The sequence below is a fragment of the Pseudoalteromonas sp. 2CM28B genome (assembly GCF_023161935.1).
The window spans coordinates 170,613-189,900 of record NZ_JALNTH010000005.1 but is presented as its reverse complement, the minus strand read 5'-3'; the positions used below and the strand labels follow the sequence as shown (position 1 = coordinate 189,900).

Annotated in this window: 14 protein-coding genes; 11 read left to right on the top strand and 3 right to left on the bottom strand. The window is 41.9% G+C overall.

Annotation, left to right across the window (positions count from 1 at the left end):
* Positions 1–19 precede the first annotated feature (19 nt).
* Together MTN96_RS09700 and MTN96_RS09695 are read left to right on the top strand one after the other, a co-directional pair.
* Positions 20–1,744: a response regulator gene (locus MTN96_RS09700; RefSeq protein ID WP_096041038.1), complete on the top strand. Its 1,725-nt coding sequence runs from the start codon at positions 20–22 to the stop codon at positions 1,742–1,744.
* Positions 1,745–1,821: 77 nt separating this feature from the next.
* Positions 1,822–3,234, top strand: coding sequence for an ATP-binding cassette domain-containing protein (locus tag MTN96_RS09695; RefSeq protein ID WP_096041039.1), 1,413 nt, complete (start codon positions 1,822–1,824; stop codon positions 3,232–3,234).
* A gap of 36 nt (positions 3,235–3,270) precedes the next feature.
* Here MTN96_RS09695 and MTN96_RS09690 read toward each other — a convergent pair whose 3' ends face one another.
* Positions 3,271–4,149, bottom strand: coding sequence for a TraB/GumN family protein (locus tag MTN96_RS09690; RefSeq protein WP_004589293.1), 879 nt, complete (start codon positions 4,147–4,149; stop codon positions 3,271–3,273).
* An 866-nt stretch (positions 4,150–5,015) separates the two neighbouring features.
* On the opposite strand from MTN96_RS09690, the gene ilvG reads away from it, so the two are divergent.
* The 8 genes from ilvG (at position 5,016) to MTN96_RS09650 (ending at position 14,171) form a co-directional block, all read left to right on the top strand.
* Complete coding sequence (ilvG, locus tag MTN96_RS09685; protein WP_096041040.1) at positions 5,016–6,665, top strand: acetolactate synthase 2 catalytic subunit; 1,650 nt, start codon at positions 5,016–5,018, stop codon at positions 6,663–6,665.
* Positions 6,662–6,904 carry an acetolactate synthase 2 small subunit gene (gene ilvM / locus MTN96_RS09680; protein ID WP_248531388.1) on the top strand — a complete coding sequence of 81 codons (243 nt, stop codon included), beginning with the start codon at positions 6,662–6,664 and terminating at the stop codon, positions 6,902–6,904. Before ilvG ends, ilvM begins: the two co-directional genes overlap by 4 nt.
* Positions 6,905–7,009: 105 nt before the next feature.
* Complete coding sequence (gene ilvD, locus MTN96_RS09675) at positions 7,010–8,866, top strand: dihydroxy-acid dehydratase (RefSeq protein WP_024032149.1); 1,857 nt, start codon at positions 7,010–7,012, stop codon at positions 8,864–8,866.
* Between the two features lie 2 nt (positions 8,867–8,868).
* Positions 8,869–10,422 (top strand): threonine ammonia-lyase, biosynthetic, encoded by a 1,554-nt coding sequence (ilvA, locus tag MTN96_RS09670; RefSeq protein ID WP_064386299.1) that lies wholly within the window; start codon positions 8,869–8,871, stop codon positions 10,420–10,422.
* Positions 10,423–10,566: 144 nt separating this feature from the next.
* Positions 10,567–11,553, top strand: a complete 987-nt coding sequence (locus tag MTN96_RS09665; RefSeq protein WP_036963445.1) for an ABC transporter substrate-binding protein — start codon at positions 10,567–10,569, stop codon at positions 11,551–11,553.
* Positions 11,554–11,615: 62 nt separating this feature from the next.
* Positions 11,616–12,791 carry a methyltransferase gene (locus MTN96_RS09660; protein ID WP_096041042.1) on the top strand — a complete coding sequence of 392 codons (1,176 nt, stop codon included), beginning with the start codon at positions 11,616–11,618 and terminating at the stop codon, positions 12,789–12,791.
* 64 nt (positions 12,792–12,855) lie between these two features.
* Positions 12,856–13,515, top strand: a complete 660-nt coding sequence (gene can / locus MTN96_RS09655; protein WP_064386295.1) for a carbonate dehydratase — start codon at positions 12,856–12,858, stop codon at positions 13,513–13,515.
* Positions 13,516–13,523: 8 nt separating this feature from the next.
* Positions 13,524–14,171 (top strand): NAD(P)H-binding protein, encoded by a 648-nt coding sequence (locus MTN96_RS09650; RefSeq protein WP_096041043.1) that lies wholly within the window; start codon positions 13,524–13,526, stop codon positions 14,169–14,171.
* 79 nt (positions 14,172–14,250) lie between these two features.
* Here the strand turns inward: MTN96_RS09650 and MTN96_RS09645 are convergent, their stop codons facing one another.
* Positions 14,251–14,514 carry an accessory factor UbiK family protein gene (locus MTN96_RS09645; RefSeq protein ID WP_004589302.1) on the bottom strand — a complete coding sequence of 88 codons (264 nt, stop codon included), beginning with the start codon at positions 14,512–14,514 and terminating at the stop codon, positions 14,251–14,253.
* Between the two features lie 161 nt (positions 14,515–14,675).
* Here MTN96_RS09645 and rep point away from each other — a divergent pair, with 161 nt between their 5' ends.
* Positions 14,676–16,694 (top strand): DNA helicase Rep, encoded by a 2,019-nt coding sequence (gene rep, locus MTN96_RS09640; protein ID WP_248531386.1) that lies wholly within the window; start codon positions 14,676–14,678, stop codon positions 16,692–16,694.
* Here the strand turns inward: rep and MTN96_RS09635 are convergent.
* The gene (locus tag MTN96_RS09635) at positions 16,687–19,260 is read right to left on the bottom strand and encodes a diguanylate cyclase domain-containing protein (protein ID WP_055254670.1); all 2,574 of its coding nucleotides are present in this window, start codon (positions 19,258–19,260) and stop codon (positions 16,687–16,689) included. The two genes, rep and MTN96_RS09635, sit on opposite strands and share 8 nt — an antisense overlap.
* Positions 19,261–19,288 lie beyond the last annotated feature (28 nt).

Below are 19,288 nucleotides of genomic sequence, written 5' to 3'. Positions count from 1 at the left end.
AATAAAAAAGCGGCCTTGTATGTTTAAAATTATTGCCAATGTAAGACAGCGTTACCGATGGGCGCTTATTGCTATTGCTCTGTTAATAAGTGGCTCAGCATTATTGCTGCAGTATGGCTTTTCTGTACAAAAGTACGATGCCAAAATTATTAATATGGCAGGTAAGCAGCGCATGCTCTCGCAAAAAATTGCTTGGCATAGCAATGCACTTCTTTCATCACGAATCGATGTTGCTACCCATACCAATTCCCTCGAACACTCTCTCGCACAATTTAAAACAGCTCATGAGGTATTACTTACCAAGCAAGGTAGTAGTTACCGTTATTTAACGCCAGAATTAGTAAAGTTATACTTTGCTGAGCCAGCTAATCTAGATAGCGAAGTGAATGAATTTATTGCCCAAGCTAGTTGGCTGCTGTACCAAAAAGGCGAGGTAGACACACAGGTGCTCAACGTAGCACATGTAGAAAACCTGCTAGCTAAGCTTGACCGCGCGGTTACTTTATTTGAGCAACACGCAGTAAAAAAAGTTAACCGCGTGTCTAATTTAGAATTGCTGTGCTGGTTAGTCGCCATGGTGTTATTGCTCGTTGAGCTAAGATTTGTGTTTATGCCGATGGAAAAAGAGGTGGAACGCACCTTAACAGCTCTTCAAAAACAAAAGGACTTTGTAGCGCAAATGAGCCAAAACAAAGAGCACTTTATTGCCAGAGCAAGCCACGAATTTAGAACACCGTTACAGGGATTAATTACGTCGATTGATGAGCTATCCATCAATGCCGAGCAGCAAAATATTAAAACGCAAGCAAGCTACTGCGCCCTTAGACTTCTATCTATGCTTGATGAGCTACAAGACCTACAAGCACTAAGCACAGGAAAGTGGGCGCCAATTCTTAAAAACGAAAACCTTTTAGAATCCATAAACAAAGTGGTGTTGGCGTATGAGTATGCAGCGCAGCAAAAAGGGCTAACATTAATCACTCATTTTGATGAGTCTCTTAATTGTTTTTGTAAGTTAGATCATCAGCGCTTACAGCATGTATTAACCGAGCTAATTAGCAATGCAATAAAATTTACCGACAAGGGCGAGGTTGAAGTTGCTGCAAACATGCAAAACTCGCAATTACAATTAACCGTTAATGATAGTGGGTGTGGTTTTTCTAGCGAAATAACAGAACTAGAGTTTGACTCATTTAAACAAACTAACCACTTTCAAGGCCTAAGAACGGGATTAACACGGGCGCAGTATGTTGTTAAAGCGCTGCATGGTTCGCTTTCATTTAAAAACAACGCAGCGAGTGGCGCTCATGTTACGCTTAACTTGCCGATTGAAATTACGAACCAGCAAACAGAAAGAGAAGTCGAAAAAAAGCTTTTTTGCCTTGTGGTTGAAGACAATGAATTAAACACCTTGTTACTCACACGTATTTTGGCAACGTTAGGTGTGGACTATGAATGCGTTGTAAATGGCCTAGAAGCCTGCGAAAAGGTAGGTAAGGCTGACTATGACGTGGTGTTTATGGATTTAAACATGCCGGTCATGGATGGCTTTGAAGCGACTAAAAAAATACGCAAAGAGCTAAATAAAACCATGCCGATAATCGTTGTTACAGCAAATACCTCAGCCGAAGACATGGACTTGATTTATGAATATGGCGCGAGTGAGCATATTCATAAACCCATAAGTAAGCAGGCAGTGGCTGATGCATTAGTAAATGTGTGCATAGCTAATGAAATAAATTAATACGCAATTAAATACGCTTGCTAAAGCAATTTACTATACGTTAAGTTGTTTATTTAGTTTATGGTGAAGGCAGTATTGTGCAAAGTATTGTATTTGAACAATTTAGTGGTTATTTAAAAGGGCAAGGTAAAAGCCGTTTCACAATTAATGACTTAAGTTGGCAAGTGAATGCTGGTGAGCACTGGCTATTACTAGGCGCTAATGGCGCAGGTAAATCGGCATTGAGCGCCGCATTAACGGGTGAAGCTAAGCAGCAAAGTGGTACTTTTAAAAGTACCTTTAATAGCACGCAGCTTGTGTCATCTGATGTGCAAAAGCAGTTAATTAAAAATGAAATTGAGCATGAACATCACAGCTTAGTAAAAGATTTTATCTTCCCTCAAAATAGTAGCTACAACCATGAGCTACGTACAAAACTAATAGATGCCTTTAATTACAGCGCCCTTTTAGATAGGCATTTTAGAGATCTCTCTACCGGCGAAACCCGTAAACTCCTACTTATAAATGCGCTAAGTAGTCATGCTGATTTAGTGGTACTAGATGAGCCATATGATGGCTTAGATAAACATTCGTGTGAGGTGCTAAACACTTTATTAGAAACACTTAGCTCAACAATTAACTTTGTGTTTGTGTTAAATAGGCTTGATGAAATCCCACCGTTTATTACTCATTACGCTTATGTAAATCAGGGGCAGTTGCAGCATGTACTTAATAATCCAAACGCAGAGCAGCGTGCTGACTTGCTTAAACTACTGCATTTAACCCATACCGCTTTAGAAATACCTCAACCGGATGACTCCCAAGGCCGTGCAGAGTATACCGCCGATACATTGGTTAAGCTTAGTAATACAAAGGTTAGCTACGCTGGGGTTGATGTATTTAAAAATCTCAATTGGCAAATTAATAAACATCAACACTGGCAATTGAGTGGTAAAAATGGCTCAGGTAAAACCTGCTTATTAAATTTAATAACTGGCGATAACCCTCAATGCTACAGCAATGATATTCAGGTATTTGGTTTTAAACGCGGAAGCGGTGAAAGTATTTGGGATATAAAACAGCATATTGGCTATATATCAAATGCACTGCATATGGATTATCGAGTAAGTATATCGGCATTGAATACGGTTATTTCTGGATTTTACGACAGCATTGGCTTATATCAAAAGCCAACAGAGTCACAGGTAAATACAGCTAAGCAATGGTTAGCGTTGATTGGGTTAGGCGATAAACAAAATAGCTCATTTACGCAACTTTCATACGGCGATCAGCGCATGCTATTAATAGTGCGTGCTATGGTAAAACACCCCACGTTACTCATTTTAGATGAACCTTGCTTAGGGCTTGATGAAGCAAATAGACAGCGAGTACTAATTTTAATAGAGAAAATTTGTGCCGCAAATACCAGCACCGTTATTTATGTAAATCACCATGCGGCAGACAAAATTAAAGGGATTGAGCATTACTTAAAAATGGAAGATTTTAATTAAAGGCTGGGCTATTTAGGCCCAACCTTTAACGCCACGTTATAGGCGAGTAATGGTAAAGCCTGCATCAGTTAACTGTTTAATTAAACCATGCTGCTCCGGTAAGTGCAGCGCGCCTACAGCAATAAATAGCTTTTCGTTAGTTAAGCGAGGCACTAATTGCTCCACCCATTTATTATTACGATTAACTAGCATAACCTGCTCGCTTATTTCACCGTAGTTACTCTCGTCAAAACTCATGTTGTAGTATTCAGTCAGCGTATCCATATCACCATTTTTCCAGGCGTTTACTAACTTAATAAAATAAGTATTAATATCGGCAAGCTGTTCAAACGTTTCTTCAATCATTTCATTACTAAGCAAAGCCATCCCATCAAACATTTGTAGTTGCTGCTCTAGCGTTTCTAACTCTCCAATCGTGATATTTTGCTTTTTAGCGTAAGCAAGTACTTGCTTGTCTATGCCTGTTTGGTCAGAAAACCCTGCATTTTGAAATTCAATCTGCATCATGGTTACCATTACAGCCCAAGGTTTGAGGCCATTAAACATAGCTATATCAATCGATTTTTTAGCAAAGTAGTCTTTAAGCTTATTGTAGTTTTGTTTTGAGAGTTCTGTTTGTAATGTTTTGCCATCTTTAAGCATCATAAAGGGCATTGAACGCTGCTGCATTTGCAAAGGCGTGAGTTTACTAATATCTACTTCAACAACAACTTGCTCGCTTTGATCTATAGCCTTAGTTACTTTTTCTGGTAAGCCTTTCATGCTGGCATCGCCTACGTGAACCGTGCCAAACAAGTAAGAGCTAGTACCGTTTTTTTCTACTTTGAATAATGCTGGCGCTGCGACACTATTAAAACTAGTTGCTATAAAAAGTGCCAGTATAAAGAACTGACTAATTCGAGAGAGGGCTTGCATGGTTTGTCCTTAAATCTAATTGAGTTGCCTAAATACTAGCTTAAATTAAAGCGCTTTAATAAACCTATTTGGTTATATTAAACACTTTTAAATGCGCTTATGAGTTTAGTTGCACTAGGGCACCTTGTTTAAATTGGGTGAATGTAATTGAGTGGTGCGTAATAGGGCTTGCGGAGTAAACCTGCCTAATTAGCAAAGTTTTAAGTTATTTACCGTGCTGCGCTGTTATTTGTACTACAATGTATCAAAAATTAATCAAGCCCTATATGGCTATTATGTGGCTAGTGAATTTACTTGATGCAAATTAAGGTATAGATTTTTCATTTAAGCCTTTTTTTGTGAATTTAAAATCCGTTTAAAGTCGCTTTTTGCTCTTTTGTTGAATTAAGTTTGGTGTTGACTTACTCGCCTTAGCGCGGTACAAATACATATACAGAGCGAAGAGTATTACTTCGTAACAAATGAACACATTTTGGTATTAATTACATGCTTACAAATGCACTTAACCTAGTCCTGATTATTATCGTGGTGATTATTCCCGCGAGGGCTTCGTAGTGCTATAAACTTAAGCATTAAAAAGCCCTCCGCACCTAACCGTTCGGAGGGCTTTTTAGTTTTAAGCACAAAGTTTTAAAGATTTTATACCAACTCGCTTAATTAAGTGATCTATTTTGAGGATAGATAAACGTGTTGATAGCTAGGCAAAAAATTCGCTATTTAGTTGTTCTAAATGAGAATTTTTTAACGCAGATAGCGACACTTTTAGCCCCCTAAAAATAATTAAGTATTATTGCGGATTGGTATTAGCTATAAGTTTTTTAAGTAAGTAGGTAATTGGGTTGTCACTGAGGAATGAGGATTAATTAATGACAGGCGCAGAACTAACAATCGATTTATTAGCCAAGCACGGCGTAAATGAAGTATTTGGCTACCCTGGCGGAGCTATTATGCCCATTTACGATGCGCTGTATGGCGCGCCTGTAAAGCATTACCTTACTCGCCACGAGCAAGGTGCTGGCTTTGCCGCAGTGGGTTATGCTCGCAGCACAGGCAAATTAGGCGTTTGTTTTGCTACCTCAGGCCCTGGCGCTACTAACTTAATAACAGCTCTTGCCGATGCAATGATGGACTCAGTGCCATTATTAGCAATTACAGGCCAAGTACCGACTGCCGCTATTGGCTCAGATGCATTTCAAGAAGTCGATGTACTAGGGATGTCACTGTCGTGTACTAAACATAGCTATATGGTAGAGCGCCCAGAAGACTTAGCTGAAATATTACAAGAAGCCATGCACTTAGCTCAAAGTGGTCGCCCAGGCCCAGTGCTTGTAGATATTCCAAAAGATATTCAAATGGCGCAAGTGCCTTTTAAACCTTGGTTAGCTGCTGATGAATATTTACCACAACTTGATTTAAACCAAGTAGCCATTGCAAACCAGTTATTAACTGAAGCAAAGCAGCCAGTAGCGTATGTAGGTGGTGGCGTGCAAGCCGCCGATGCGCAAAATGAGTTAATGCAGTTTTTAAATAAAACACAAATGCCAGCGGTATCAACATTAAAAGCGCTAGGCAGTGTGTTACCAGATTACGAGCACTACTTAGGAATGCTAGGCATGCACGGCACACAAGCGGCTAACATAGCAGTACAAGAGTGTGATGTACTTGTATGTATAGGTGCGCGCTTTGATGACCGCGTAACGGGTAACTTAGCCAAATTTGCAGCTAAAGCAAAAGTAATTCACTTAGACATTGACGCGGCCGAAGTAGGTAAACGCAAACCTGCTAAAGCGTCCTTAATTGCTGATCTAAAAACCTCATTACCCGCACTTGAGTGTGTTGTAACACCTAAAGCATGGTGCGATACAAATAAGCTCATGAGCGAAAAACACGCATGGCGTTACGACTACCCAGGCGAAAAAGTATTTGCCCCGTATTTATTGAACCAGTTAAGCCAGCGTATGCCAAAAACAGGCGTAGTGTGCTGCGATGTAGGCCAGCACCAAATGTGGGTGGCGCAACATATGAAATTTAACCACCCAAGTAATCACTTAAGTAGTGGTGGCGCAGGCACTATGGGCTTTGGTTTACCAGCGGCTATTGGCGCGCAAGTAGCACGCCCAGAGGATTTTGTAATAACGGTGTCGGGTGATGGCTCAATCATGATGAACATTCAAGAGCTTGCCACTATACGTCGTAACAATTTACCAGTAAAAATACTAATATTAGATAACCAACGCTTAGGTATGGTTCGCCAATGGCAGGAACTGTTTTTTGAAGGGCGTTACTCTGAAACCAATCTTTCAGATAACCCTGACTTTGTTCAGTTAGCGGCGGTGTTTGGTATCCCTGGGCAAACTATTACTAAAGCCAACGAAGTTGACGATGCAATCACTGCACTGGTAAACAGCGAAGGGCCGTATATTTTACATGCCTGTATAGATGATAAAGAAAACGTATGGCCGCTTGTACCACCAGGGGCTGCAAATGACGAAATGATTACGGAGAAAGCACAATGAAACACAGCTTAACTATTGCATTGAAAAACCAAAGTATTGCGGTGGAGCGCTTTTTACGTGTTGTGCGTCACCGTGGTTTTGACCTTACGCATTTTCAGCTTAATACAGATGAAGCTCAATATACGATAGCAATGACGGTCGATAGCGATAAGCCTATTCATCTATTAACCAGCCAGCTAAATAAGTTGGTAGACGTGAAAAAAATCAGCTTAGAAAATTTACAGCAACAAGCAGTGTAACTGCTAACGAAACACATTTACGCGTTACTGAATATAACCATCAGTAACTCAACAATTTTTAGAATGAGGAATGCCCGCTTACACAGCGGCAAAACAGAGGTAACTATGGCTAAATTAAGAAGTGCAACAACAACTGAAGGACGTAAACGCGCAGGCGCACGTGCATTATGGCGCGCAACAGGCATGACCGACACCGACTTTGGTAAACCTATTATTGCTGTAGTTAACTCGTTTACGCAATTTGTACCAGGGCATGTACACCTTAATCAGCTTAGTGAGCTAATGGCTGAAACAATCACGCAAGCGGGCGGCGTACCAAAAGAATTTAACACCATCGCAATTGATGACGGTATCGCAATGGGCCACGGTGGTATGCTTTACTCACTGCCTTCTCGTGACTTAATTGCAGACTCTGTTGAATACATGGTTAACGGCCACTGCGCCGATGCGATGATCTGTATTTCTAACTGTGACAAAATCACCCCAGGGATGATGCTTGCAGCGCTACGTTTAAATATACCGGTTATTTTTGTATCGGGCGGGCCAATGGAAGCGGGTAAAACCAAACTTGCTAACATCGATATTAAACTAGATTTAGTTGATGCCATGGTAAAAGGCGCTGATGAAACAGTAAGTGATGCTGATTCAGAGCAAGTAGAGCGCTCTGCGTGTCCTACCTGTGGCTCGTGTTCGGGTATGTTTACTGCCAACTCAATGAACTGTTTATTAGAGGCTATTGGCCTTGCACTACCGGGTAACGGCACAACGCTTGCAACTCATAAAGATCGTAAGCAACTGTATGTAGAAGCCGGCGCTCGCATTGTTGACTTGTGTCGCGAGTACTACCAAAAAGATAACCACGACGTGTTACCGCGTGCAATTGCAAATAAAACAGCCTTTATGAACTCTATGGTGGTTGATATTGCCATGGGTGGTTCATCTAATACCGTATTGCATTTATTAGCAGCAGCACAAGAAGCCGGTGTAGATTTTGATATGTCGCACATTGATGAGCTTTCTCGTAAAACCCCATTTTTATGTAAAGTAGCCCCAGCTACACCTGAGTACCACATAGAAGATGTGCATCGCGCTGGTGGCATGATGGCAATTGTACGTGAGCTAGGTAAAGCAGGTTTAGTTGATTTATCGGTAAACCACGTAGCGGGTATGACGATGGGTGAGCTTGTTAAAAAGTGGGATGCGACTGATCCTACAAACGAAGCAGCACAAAAGTTTTACCGTGCAGGCCCTGCCGGTATTCGTACTACAAAAGCAATGAGCCAAGAGTGCCGTTGGGATGAAGGCGATAACGACCGAGAGCATGGTTGTATCCGTAGTGTTGAGCATGCCTTTAGACAAGATGGTGGCTTAGCTGTGCTTTCAGGTAATTTAGCGGTTGATGGCTGTATTGTTAAAAGCGCAGGCGTAGTTGACGAAATGCTGCATTTTGAAGGCACCGCCGTGGTGTACGAGTCACAAGATGATTCAGTAGAAGGCATTTTAAACGACGAAGTAAAAGCCGGTGATGTTGTGGTTATTCGCTACGAAGGCCCTAAAGGCGGCCCAGGTATGCAAGAAATGCTTTACCCAACGAGCTACTTAAAATCAAAAGGCCTTGCTGAAAAATGTGCCTTGATAACCGATGGTCGTTTCTCGGGCGGCACCTCTGGTTTATCAATCGGCCACGTATCGCCAGAGGCGGCAAGTGGCGGTGCCATTGCGTATGTTGAAAATGGCGACAAAATTATCATTGATATCGCAACACGTGAAATCACCCTTGCATTAAGTGATGAAGAGCTAGAAGCACGTAAACAAAAGCAATTAGCGCGTGGTAAGCAAGCGTATAAGCCGCTTGATCGTGACCGCTATGTATCGTCGGCATTAAAAGCGTATGCATTACTTGCAACCAGTGCCGATAAAGGCGCAGTACGTGATTTAGCCAAACTGGAGGAGCTTAGCTAATTATGGTTTCTCAAGAGCTCGATTATTTTCGCGCTATTATTCAGGCCAATATGGAACCGCTAGCTAAAGTGACTGAGGTCAGCGAAATGCGCGACCTCAGTGATAAATTAGGCAACCATGTTTGGTTAAAGCGTGAAGATCAACAGCCCGTGTATTCGTTTAAGTTACGCGGTGCTTATAATAAATTAAACAAGTTACCAAAAGGGTCTGTTGTTATTACGGCATCTGCGGGTAACCATGCACAAGGTGTGGCGCTTAGTGCTTCACACCTTGGCCATAAAGCCACTATCGTTATGCCAGTTACCACGCCTGAAATAAAAGTAAGTGCGGTACGTGCGCTGGGCGGTGAAGTGGTTTTACATGGCCATCATTTTGATGCTGCAAAAGCACATGCACTTGAACTAACAGAGCAACGCAATGGCGTATTTGTACCGCCTTTTGATGACCCTGACGTAATAGTGGGGCAAGGCACAGTGGCTCGCGAGCTTATGCAGCAACTCAACGAGCTTGATGCGGTATTTATCCCTGTTGGCGGTGGTGGTTTACTTGCTGGTATGGCGGTTTATATCAAATCATTACGCCCAGATATAAAAGTCATTGGCGTAGAAGCTGACGAAAGTGCATGTTTACAAGCCGCGCTTAAAGCGGGCGAGCCTGTTGAGCTTGACCGTGTTGGCAGTTTTGCCGATGGCGTAGCGGTTAAAGTTATTGGCAGCGAAACATTTCGCTTAGCGCAAAAATTTTGCGATGAAGTTGTAACTGTCAGTGGCGATGAAATTTGTGCCGCCATGCAAGATATTTTTGTCTCTACTCGCGCAATTTCAGAGCCCTCAGGTGCACTTGCAACCGCAGGGCTTAAAAAGTGGAGCCAGCAATCGGGCTTAAAAGGGCTGCATTTAGCAGCGGTGCTTTCGGGTGCTAACTTAAACTTTGATCGCTTACGTTATGTGGCTGAGCGTACTGCGCTAGGTGAAAAAAACGAAGCGCTACTTGCGGTGACCATTAAAGAAGAAAAAGGCAGCTTTAAGCAGTTTTGCACCTCTTTAGGTGGTCGGGCTATTACTGAGTTTAACTATCGTTATGCAGGCCCAGGTGAAGCGCAAATATTTGTAGGTATTGCCCTGCGCCAGGGTGAGCAAGAACTCAACGAGCTAAAACAAGACCTAACTAACAACGACTACCAATTTTGCGATTTATCAGATAACGAACTCGCTAAATTACACGTACGTTATATGGTAGGGGGTAAAGCACCGGAGCAGTTACACGAAAGGTTATTACGGTTTGAATTTCCGGAATACCCAGGAGCCCTTGCGCGCTTTTTAGATACCCTAGGTAGCAATTGGAATATTACTTTATTTCATTATCGCAATCATGGGGGGTCTATCGGAAATGTACTGGCGGGCTTTGCTATTGAGCCAAGCCAATTTGATATGTTTAACGAGCACTTAAACCGCTTAGGTTACAGTGTACAAGATGAAACACATAACCCGTGTTTTACGCAGTTTTTAACCTCTCAGCCACAAAGCCCAAACGTTGACAATTTAGCCTCAGCTTAGGGTTTTTATAAGCAAGTATGCACGTTTGCATGCTTGCTTTATCGTGTGTTTTAAATATAGTTACAGCTAATGACTACTATTTGGAACACCCAGTTGCTTATTAAAGGATTAATATTTGTAATTTTGCTTTTTTGCAGCCAACTAATGGCTCAAGAATCAGTCACTTTACAACTAAAATGGACCCACCAGTTTCAGTTCGCCGGCTATTATATGGCTCAGCAACAAGGCTACTACAAAGACGCCGGACTTGATGTAACCATACGCGAAGCCAATCCTAAAATGCCTGACACTTTCACGCCTGTAGCAAGTGGAGAAGCCCAGTTTGGCGTAGCGCATTCGGGTATTTTACAACAAAGAGTAAACGGCCAACCGTTTGTAGCAATGGCGGCTATTTTACAGTTTTCTCCGTACTGTTGGATGGTAAAAGACAGCTCTGATATTTTTCACCCTCGCGATTTTACCGCTAAACGTATTACCGAAGTGAGTAAAAAAGACAGTACCGAGCTGCTGGTTATGCTTAAACGCAGCGGTATTGATATTGCCACCTTAGAGGTATACGAAGGCGATGAGCCTGCGCTACAAGCGTGGCAAGAAAACAAACTTGATGCAATGCAAGTGTATGTCACCACTCAGCCCTACTTCATGACTCAGCAAGGGGTATCGCACCGCCTTATATGCCCACAGCGCTATGGTATGGATGTGTATGGTGATGTGTTATTTACCAGCGAATCAATGCTTAAAAAGCACCCGCAAACGGTCGAAAAGTTTTACCAGGCGAGCTTAAAGGGTTGGCGCTATGCGATGATGAATATGGATGAAGCCATTGCAATTACTCAGCAAGTGTATGCGCCAAACAAAAGTTTTCATCAGCTAGCTTATGAAGCCGAAGTATTGAAAGACTACATAATGCCGCCTACGACCCATTTAGGGAATATGTCGATGGCCAAGTGGCGCTTAATTGCAGATTATTATGGCATTAAGCAAACGCAATTTGACGAGCACAAAGCTGGGTTTGTTTATAAATACCAAGAGCCAGAGCGATTACAACTGTCGTGGATGCTAATAGCCGCCTTTATTGTGAGTATTATTTCGATCCCCCTTTATTTGCGTTTAATACTTGGAAAAAAATAACCGCTTAATGCTGCTCTGCGCAACTGGTATAATTAAACGTCTTTTTACTATTTTAAGTTGTTATGAACCTAGCTGAGCAGTTTGCAGCACTCGATGCAGTGCTAATGAATACCCGCGAATATTGGCAATGTACAGCATTTGATTTTGATGAATTACCGTGGCCTGAGCTACAAGCGGCGTTAAATAACTTATCAGATGAAGATGTCGCAAGGCTTGATAACGATCAGCAACAGCTTTATCAATTTTTTAGCCCGTTTATTGCCGGGGTAGAGCAGCTACCTGAGCTGTGTAATTTACCAAAAAGCCAGCAGCAACGTAGTGAATACCCGTTTTGGATAAGTAACGGTATTAAAGGGCGTAAGTTTGAGCAACTGCAAGACTTTGTTTCAGCATTAACGAGTAACACACAGCCTGTACTTGAATGGTGCGCAGGTAAAGGGCATTTAGGCCGAATGCTTGCTTATAACGGCGCGCAAAGCGTGCACAGTGTTGAGCTACAAGGGCACCTTTGCGAGCAAGGAGAGCACAGTGCACGCAAGCAAGGTTTGGCGATGAAATTTAGCCAAGCTAATGTGCTTGAAGATGAAACACGCCATTTTTTTAATACCGACACACATGCGGTTGCACTGCATGCATGTGGCGCATTGCACCAAACATTTATGCAGCACGCCAGCGCCGCTAGGGTAAAACGTATTAGTTTTTCGCCGTGCTGTTATCACTTATTTACCGATAGTCGTTATCAGGCAATGAGTGAGCTTGCTCTTGCTAGTAAGCTTAATTTAACGCACCGCGATCTAAAACTGGCGCTGCAAGAAACAGTTACAGCCCCTTCACGTGTAGCTAAAATACGAAAAACTGAGGTGGAATGGCGCTTAGGGTTTGACGCACTTCGAAAGTCACTCACTCATGAACAATATTACGTGAGTGTGCCTTCCGTTAACAAAGCCGTGTTTTCTGATACGTTTGCACAGTTTTGTGCTTGGGCGGGGGATAAAAAGTCTATAAGTATCCCTCAAGATACTGATTACGATAAGTTTTTGTTAATTGGTAAGGCGCGTAAAAAAGTAACAGAGCGAATCGAACTGGTTCGACATGTGTTTAGAAGAGCAATAGAAGTTTGGCTTGTGCTCGATCGTGCTTTATATTTGCAACAGCAAGGTTATCACGTTTCAGTTACCACCTTTTGTGAGAAACAATTAACTCCTCGCAATATTTTAATTCTTGCAAACACCAACTAAAAAGGCGCTCATTATTTGTCTTTTCTGGGGTGTAATTTCTATCCCGTCCTAAATAAGAGATGAAATGAGAAAGCTAAAAAATTTATTCGAAAACAACAAACGTTGGGCTGCACGTACAACCGAAGCCAACCCTGAGTTTTTTAAAATATTATCAATGCAACAAAACCCAGAGTACTTGTGGATTGGCTGTTCAGACTCCCGTGTTCCTGCCAACCAAATTGTTGATTTACTGCCGGGTGAATTATTTGTACACCGTAATGTAGCTAATGTGGTGGTACATACTGACCATAACTGTTTATCGGTAATGCAATACGCGGTAGAGGTGCTTAAAGTAAAACATATTATGGTGGTTGGCCACTACGGCTGTGGCGGTGTACAAGCGGTATTAAATAACGCCAAATTTGGTTTTATTGATAACTGGTTACGCCATGTTGGCGATGTAAAAGAAAAACACTTAGAGCAGCTTAATGCAATGGATGAGCAACAGCGTTTAAGCCGTTTAATTGAGCTAAACGTTATTGAGCAAGTACGTAACGTGTGCAGAACAAACATAGTTCAAGATGCATGGGATAAAGGGCAAGAGCTCACGATTCATGGTTGGGTATATGGATTAGAGAACGGCCACTTGCACGACTTATCCTCGGTTGTAACCTGCGCCGATGAAGAAGGCGATGTGTATAAAAAAGCCGTTGCACATGTATTTGCTAAAGCCGGTTGCGAGTAATTTAAACAATGACTAAAACGGCGATAATCATAGGGGCAACAGGGGTTGTGGGGAGTGAGCTATTAACGCTTTTACTGCAAAGCCCTGCGTTTGGCCATGTGATTGCTATAACTCGCCGTAAGCTGGACGTTGAACATACTAAGCTCACTAATCAGGTTATTGATTTTGATTGTTTAACCAACTACTGCGCGTTATTTAAAGGGGATGTGTTTTTTTCGTGTTTGGGCACTACTAAAAAGCAGGCTGGCTCAACCGCGGCGCAGCGTAAAGTTGATTTTGATTATCAGTTTATTGCGGCGCAAATGGCGGCAAACAATGCAGTGAGCCATTATTGCTTGGTGTCATCAAGCGGCGCTAATGCGCACAGCATCAGCCCTTACTTAAAAATGAAAGGCGAGCTTGAGCAGCACATAAAAACGCTGGGCTTTGCAAAAGTAAGTATATTCCAGCCGTCTTTATTAATGGGTGAGCGAAACGATACACGAATAGCTGAGCAAATAGGCGCATTTGTGTTACCTGTTATTACTCAACTTCCTTTTTTAAAACGTTATAAACCCATTACGGGTAAGCAAGTGGCGCTAAAAATGTGCGCTGTAAGTTTGGCGCAGCAACAACCACTGCAATACTATGTATTAGAAGCACTTTTTAATACATAGTGGGTAAATGTTAAAACTAAAAGCAAAAAAGCAGCCTTAGCTGCTTTTTTTGTGGCTGAGTATACAGACGTAATACGTGCTACTCGGCGTTATTTTTAGCATTTAGTTGTTGCTCTAGTAACACAACTTTTGCTTCAAGCTCAGTGAGTTTTTCACGAGTACGAATAAGTACTTGGCTTTGCACATCAAATTCTTCGCGGCTAACAAAGTCCATTTCAGCCAGCTTATTTTGTAAAACTTGTTTGGTTTTACCTTCCAGTGTATCTGCTAGGTTTTTTACACCTTGCGGCATGTTGTTGGTGATTTGCTTAGCAATTTCTTCAAGTTTTGCTGGATTGATCATAATCGTCCCTTGCTGTTGCCCTAAAATGATAATGACTAATATTACCTTATACCTAAGGTATTTAATACATGATCACCACAATGGAATTAATTAATCTAATGGCTATGCCTGTATCTGTGGTTACGGTAAAATTAGCTGCCTTTTAAAACTCCATGGTCGTTATGAAACTCAATCCAAAACAAGATGAAGCAGTAAAATATATTAGTGGTCCGTGTTTAGTACTCGCGGGTGCAGGCTCAGGTAAAACGCGCGTAATCACTAACAAAATTGCTTATTTGGTGCAAAAGTGCGAGTACAAAGCACGTAATATTGCTGCGGTAACGTTTACGAATAAAGCGGCCAAAGAGATGCGCGAGCGTGTATTACAAACGCTTAATAAGCAAGAAGCGAAAGGGTTGTGGGTATCAACCTTTCATACCCTAGGGCTTGAAATAATTAAAAAAGAGCTCAAAACGCTTGGCTTTAAAGAAGGTTTTTCACTGTTTGATGACCAAGATACTAACCAGCTGCTAGGTGATTTAACCGAAGACGAGCTTAAAAAAGACAAAGACCTACTTAATCTATTAAAAATGCAAATAGGCAGCTGGAAAAACGAATTAATTTTACCAGAGCAAGCTATACGCGAAGCACGTGATGCGCAAAAGGCGTTATTTGCGCAGCTTTACGCGCGTTATCAAAATCAGCTGCGAGCATATAACGCACTGGATTTTGACGATTTAATAATGATCCCCACCTTATTACTAAGTAGTAATGCCACCTCACGAGAGCGTTGGCAGCAACGATTTAGGTATTTGCTGGTGGATGAATATCAAGATACCAATACCAGCCAGTACCAGCTTGTTAAGTTATTAGTAGGCGAGCGAGCGCGTTTTACTGTGGTAGGGGATGATGACCAATCTATTTATTCATGGCGCGGCGCCCGCCCCCAAAACTTGGTACTGTTAAGTAAAGATTACCCCGGCCTTAGGCTCATAAAGCTTGAGCAAAACTACCGTAGCGCCCAGCGCATTCTAAAAGCAGCAAATATTTTAATTGCCAATAACCCGCACGATATCGAAAAAAAGCTATTTAGTGAGCTTGGTTACGGTGAGCCGATTAAAGTGATTGGCTGTAGGGATGAAGAGCATGAGTGCGAGCGAGTTGTTGCTGAAATAATTTCTCATAAATTTATGAAGCGCACCAGCTATAAAGATTACGCTATTTTGTATCGCGGTAATCACCAGGCGCGCGGTTTTGAAAAATCATTAATGAGTAACCGCATTCCCTATAAAATTAGTGGCGGAATGTCGTTTTTTTCGCGTTCAGAAATTAAAGATATTATGGCGTATTTACGCTTGTTGGTTAACCAAGACGACGATAATGCTTTTTTACGCATTGTTAATACGCCGCGCCGTGAAATAGGCACCGTTACACTTGAAAAGCTAGGCACACTTGCAAACGAAAAGCACCAAAGCTTATTTGCCACCTGTTTTGATAACGACCTAGGCTACCGCCTTAAAGGGCGTGGCTTAAATGCGCTTTCGGGGTTTGCACGTTGGGTTGTTGAGCTTTCAGATAATGCAGTGCGTAGCGATACGCTCGAAGCGGTAAAAGACTTGGTACGTAATATTAACTACGAAGCGTATTTATATGAGTCATCGCCAAGTGCCAAAGCGGCAGAAATGCGCATGAAAAACGTCTCTGAGCTGTATCGTTGGATCACCGATATGCTCACCGGAGATGTCGATAACGAACCGATGACCTTACCTGAAGTGGTCAGCAAATTAACGCTTCGCGATATGCTAGAGCGTAACGAGGAAGAAGATGAGTCTGATGCGGTACAGTTACTTACTTTGCATGCATCTAAAGGCTTAGAATACCCGTACGTATTTATGGTTGGTATGGAAGAGGGGTTATTGCCACACCAAGTAAGTATTGATGAAGAAAACGTAGACGAAGAGCGCCGTTTAGCATACGTAGGGATCACACGGGCCCAGCAAGAGCTGACACTAACATATGCAAAAATACGTCGTCAGTTTGGCGAAACCTCACAAACAGAGCTAAGCCGCTTTGTGCAAGAGTTACCGCAAGATGACCTAGCGTTTGAAAACAAAAAAGCCCCAAGCTCGCAAGCTGAGCGCATGGAAAAAGGCCAAGCACGGGTCGCTAACTTAAGGGCGATGCTGAAAAAACCTAGTTAATAGACTGCGCGGCGTTGTTATTAGCCGCTACTGACTCCGATAAGCCTTGCTGCTTAGCAACAAATAAGTTTAGTCCGTATTTATCTAGCAAGGCTCTAAAGTTAAGTATAGAAGGGCCTTTGGCAATGACTTTTATGCCTTTTAGCTGAGTGATTGCCAGTACACCTTGTAATTGCAAGTTAAAGCTTTCTTGTTGCAGTACGCGTTTACTAAAGGTTGAGCTAAGTAGTACATAATCGAAGGTAATGTCGGTCAGTGCATTTAGCTCACAGCGGTCTTTTGCAAAGTTATTTAAGCCAATGCTGTAGCCAAGCTGCGAGAGCTTTTTAAGGTTTTCTAGCTGAGTTGCACAGGCGTAACGTATTTCTTGGTCGTCAAACAATAAACACAGTTGGCTTTGCCCTTGCAGCTTACTTAATACCTCAGTAAATAAATTGAATTCAAGCGCTTCTAAAAGTAGCCCTGAGCATGGCAATAATACCATGGCTACATTTGCCGCTAAGGCATGGGCATAGGCGTGTTGTAATAGTTCTAATTCAACTTGGAGGTGCTGCTCTTTATCGGTTGCAAACTTTTTCAGCACTTCAAAACTGGTATAGCCTAATACAGGGTGTTCACCAAAGGCTTCAAATAGTGATTCTGATTGCTGTTGTTCATCAAGGTTTATAATATCTGCACTTCTAAAACTCATCGGAAGTGAATCAAGATGGTGCTGTGCTGGAGATTCTGCACTTGTTAGTGTTTGCGTTAATAACGGGTGGAACAGCTCATAGCGGTCGCGCCCTGCATTTTTAGCGTAATACATAGCAGCATCGGCATCGCGAATAATTTCATCGGTATGCTGATAACTTGAATTTGAGTACGTTATACCAATACTTGCACCACTTTGAATGCAGGTACCTTTGCTGCAAAATGGCTTTTTCATTATATTAATAATGCGATCAGCTACATCTTCTGCTTGTTGTAGCTCTGTTAAGTGGGTAAGCAAAATTACAAATTCATCACCACCAAGGCGAGCGAGTAAATCGTGTTCGCGAATACAATGCGAAAATAAATCAGCCACACTTATTAAAAACTGATCGCCGGCATGGTGACCTAGTTGATCGTTTATATCTTTAAACTTATCTAAATCAATAAATAACACAGCAAAGTGATGATCAGGAAAACGATGGTAATGCTGCAGTGTTTTTTCTAGCTGGGTTAAAAACAAGCTACGATTAGGGAGGCCTGTTAATGAGTCGTGATGCGCATCATGATAAAGCTGTTGCTCTACTTTTTTACGCTCATCAATTTGCATTTGTAAATGTAGATTAGCTTGCTGCAGCGCTTTTGTTTTTTCGTTAACTCGATACTCTAACTCTTGGTGGCTAGATTTAAGTGCTTGAGTGGCTAATTTAGTTTGTAAAACCGTGGCAATTTGGTGTGATACAAATGTAATAAGCTCGCAGTCGTCTTTGCTAAAAATATGATTGTTATTATACGCTTGGCATGCAATTAAGCCGATAACCCCTTGCGATGTTTTAAGCGGAGCACCTAGCCAGCTGGTGGCCATTTGCTCCTCTGGTACCGGTTTATTTCGTTGTACATCACCACTTTCTAATAGCTCTTTGGCTCTACTAGGGTGTATAAGTTGGGTCTGCTCGCTGCTAATAACCAGTTCGCTATAACCTTTTGCAAACGGCCTTGGCTCGGTGTTGTCTTTAAATTCATCCACACAGTACGGGAAGCTAATCCAACCAGTCTCTTTGTTATAAAGTGCAATGTATAAGTTTTCTGCGTATGTAATGGTTTTTATTATTTGATGAATTTTTACATAGGCATCATCTAAGTTTTGCGCTTGTGTTGCCAACTCCGATATTTTAAACAAAATTTGTTGGCGTTGTAGTGCGCGTTTTCGTTGTTCAATTTCTAGGTTTAGCGCATCATTACTTTGCGTGAGCGCACGGGTGCGAATTTTTACTTCAGATTCGAGCAGCTCTCTTTTTTTAACTCGCTCTATGGCTGTGGCTAAGTATAAAGACATTACCTCGAGTAAATGCACTTGCTGACTGCTGTAATCTTGGTGTTTATCGTAACTTTGCGCAGCAAGTACGCCAATAATGTTTTGCTCTTGATAGATAGGAACACCAACCCAGTACTCAGCAGGTGAGCCTAGTGCTTTAAACAAGCCGTTTTGTGCAGCGCTTTGCATCTCTTGTTTGGTAAAGCAGGTGGTTTTGCCAAGCTTATAAACGTAGCCTGTAGCGCCTTCTTCAAAACTATTATCTTGATTGAGGGCGACTGATATACCATCTTTTTCATCGCAAAAATAAGAAAGTTCCAGGGCATGAGTATATTGATTAGCAAGCACCACGTAAAAGCTTTTACTAGGTAGGTATGCTTGTAAAATGTCATGGATAGCGGGGTAAAGTAAGGTTAATTCGGCAACAGAGCTTGCTTGCTCTGATAGCTGGATCAGGGCATTTTGTAAGTGGTGAGATTGCTTATACTTTTCTAATAGCGCTTTAAGACGTTTATTTTGGTGCGCTAGTTTACTCGGTGCCGCGGGCTTATCTTCCGATGACATGAATCATATTATTTTATTATTGTATGTT

What these genes read in the sequence shown, in the direction of transcription:
- MTN96_RS09700 (WP_096041038.1), top strand. Translation starts at nt 20, where the DNA reads ATGTTTAAAATTATTGCCAATGTAAGACAGCGTTACCGATGGGCGCTT.
- ilvA (WP_064386299.1), top strand. Translation starts at nt 8,869, where the DNA reads ATGGTTTCTCAAGAGCTCGATTATTTTCGCGCTATTATTCAGGCCAAT.
- MTN96_RS09690 (WP_004589293.1), bottom strand. Translation starts at nt 4,149, where the DNA reads ATGCAAGCCCTCTCTCGAATTAGTCAGTTCTTTATACTGGCACTTTTT.
- can (WP_064386295.1), top strand. Translation starts at nt 12,856, where the DNA reads ATGAGAAAGCTAAAAAATTTATTCGAAAACAACAAACGTTGGGCTGCA.
- MTN96_RS09650 (WP_096041043.1), top strand. Translation starts at nt 13,524, where the DNA reads ATGACTAAAACGGCGATAATCATAGGGGCAACAGGGGTTGTGGGGAGT.
- ilvG (WP_096041040.1), top strand. Translation starts at nt 5,016, where the DNA reads ATGACAGGCGCAGAACTAACAATCGATTTATTAGCCAAGCACGGCGTA.
- MTN96_RS09635 (WP_055254670.1), bottom strand. Translation starts at nt 19,260, where the DNA reads ATGTCATCGGAAGATAAGCCCGCGGCACCGAGTAAACTAGCGCACCAA.
- MTN96_RS09645 (WP_004589302.1), bottom strand. Translation starts at nt 14,514, where the DNA reads ATGATCAATCCAGCAAAACTTGAAGAAATTGCTAAGCAAATCACCAAC.
- MTN96_RS09660 (WP_096041042.1), top strand. Translation starts at nt 11,616, where the DNA reads ATGAACCTAGCTGAGCAGTTTGCAGCACTCGATGCAGTGCTAATGAAT.
- MTN96_RS09665 (WP_036963445.1), top strand. Translation starts at nt 10,567, where the DNA reads ATGGCTCAAGAATCAGTCACTTTACAACTAAAATGGACCCACCAGTTT.
- ilvM (WP_248531388.1), top strand. Translation starts at nt 6,662, where the DNA reads ATGAAACACAGCTTAACTATTGCATTGAAAAACCAAAGTATTGCGGTG.
- rep (WP_248531386.1), top strand. Translation starts at nt 14,676, where the DNA reads ATGAAACTCAATCCAAAACAAGATGAAGCAGTAAAATATATTAGTGGT.
- ilvD (WP_024032149.1), top strand. Translation starts at nt 7,010, where the DNA reads ATGGCTAAATTAAGAAGTGCAACAACAACTGAAGGACGTAAACGCGCA.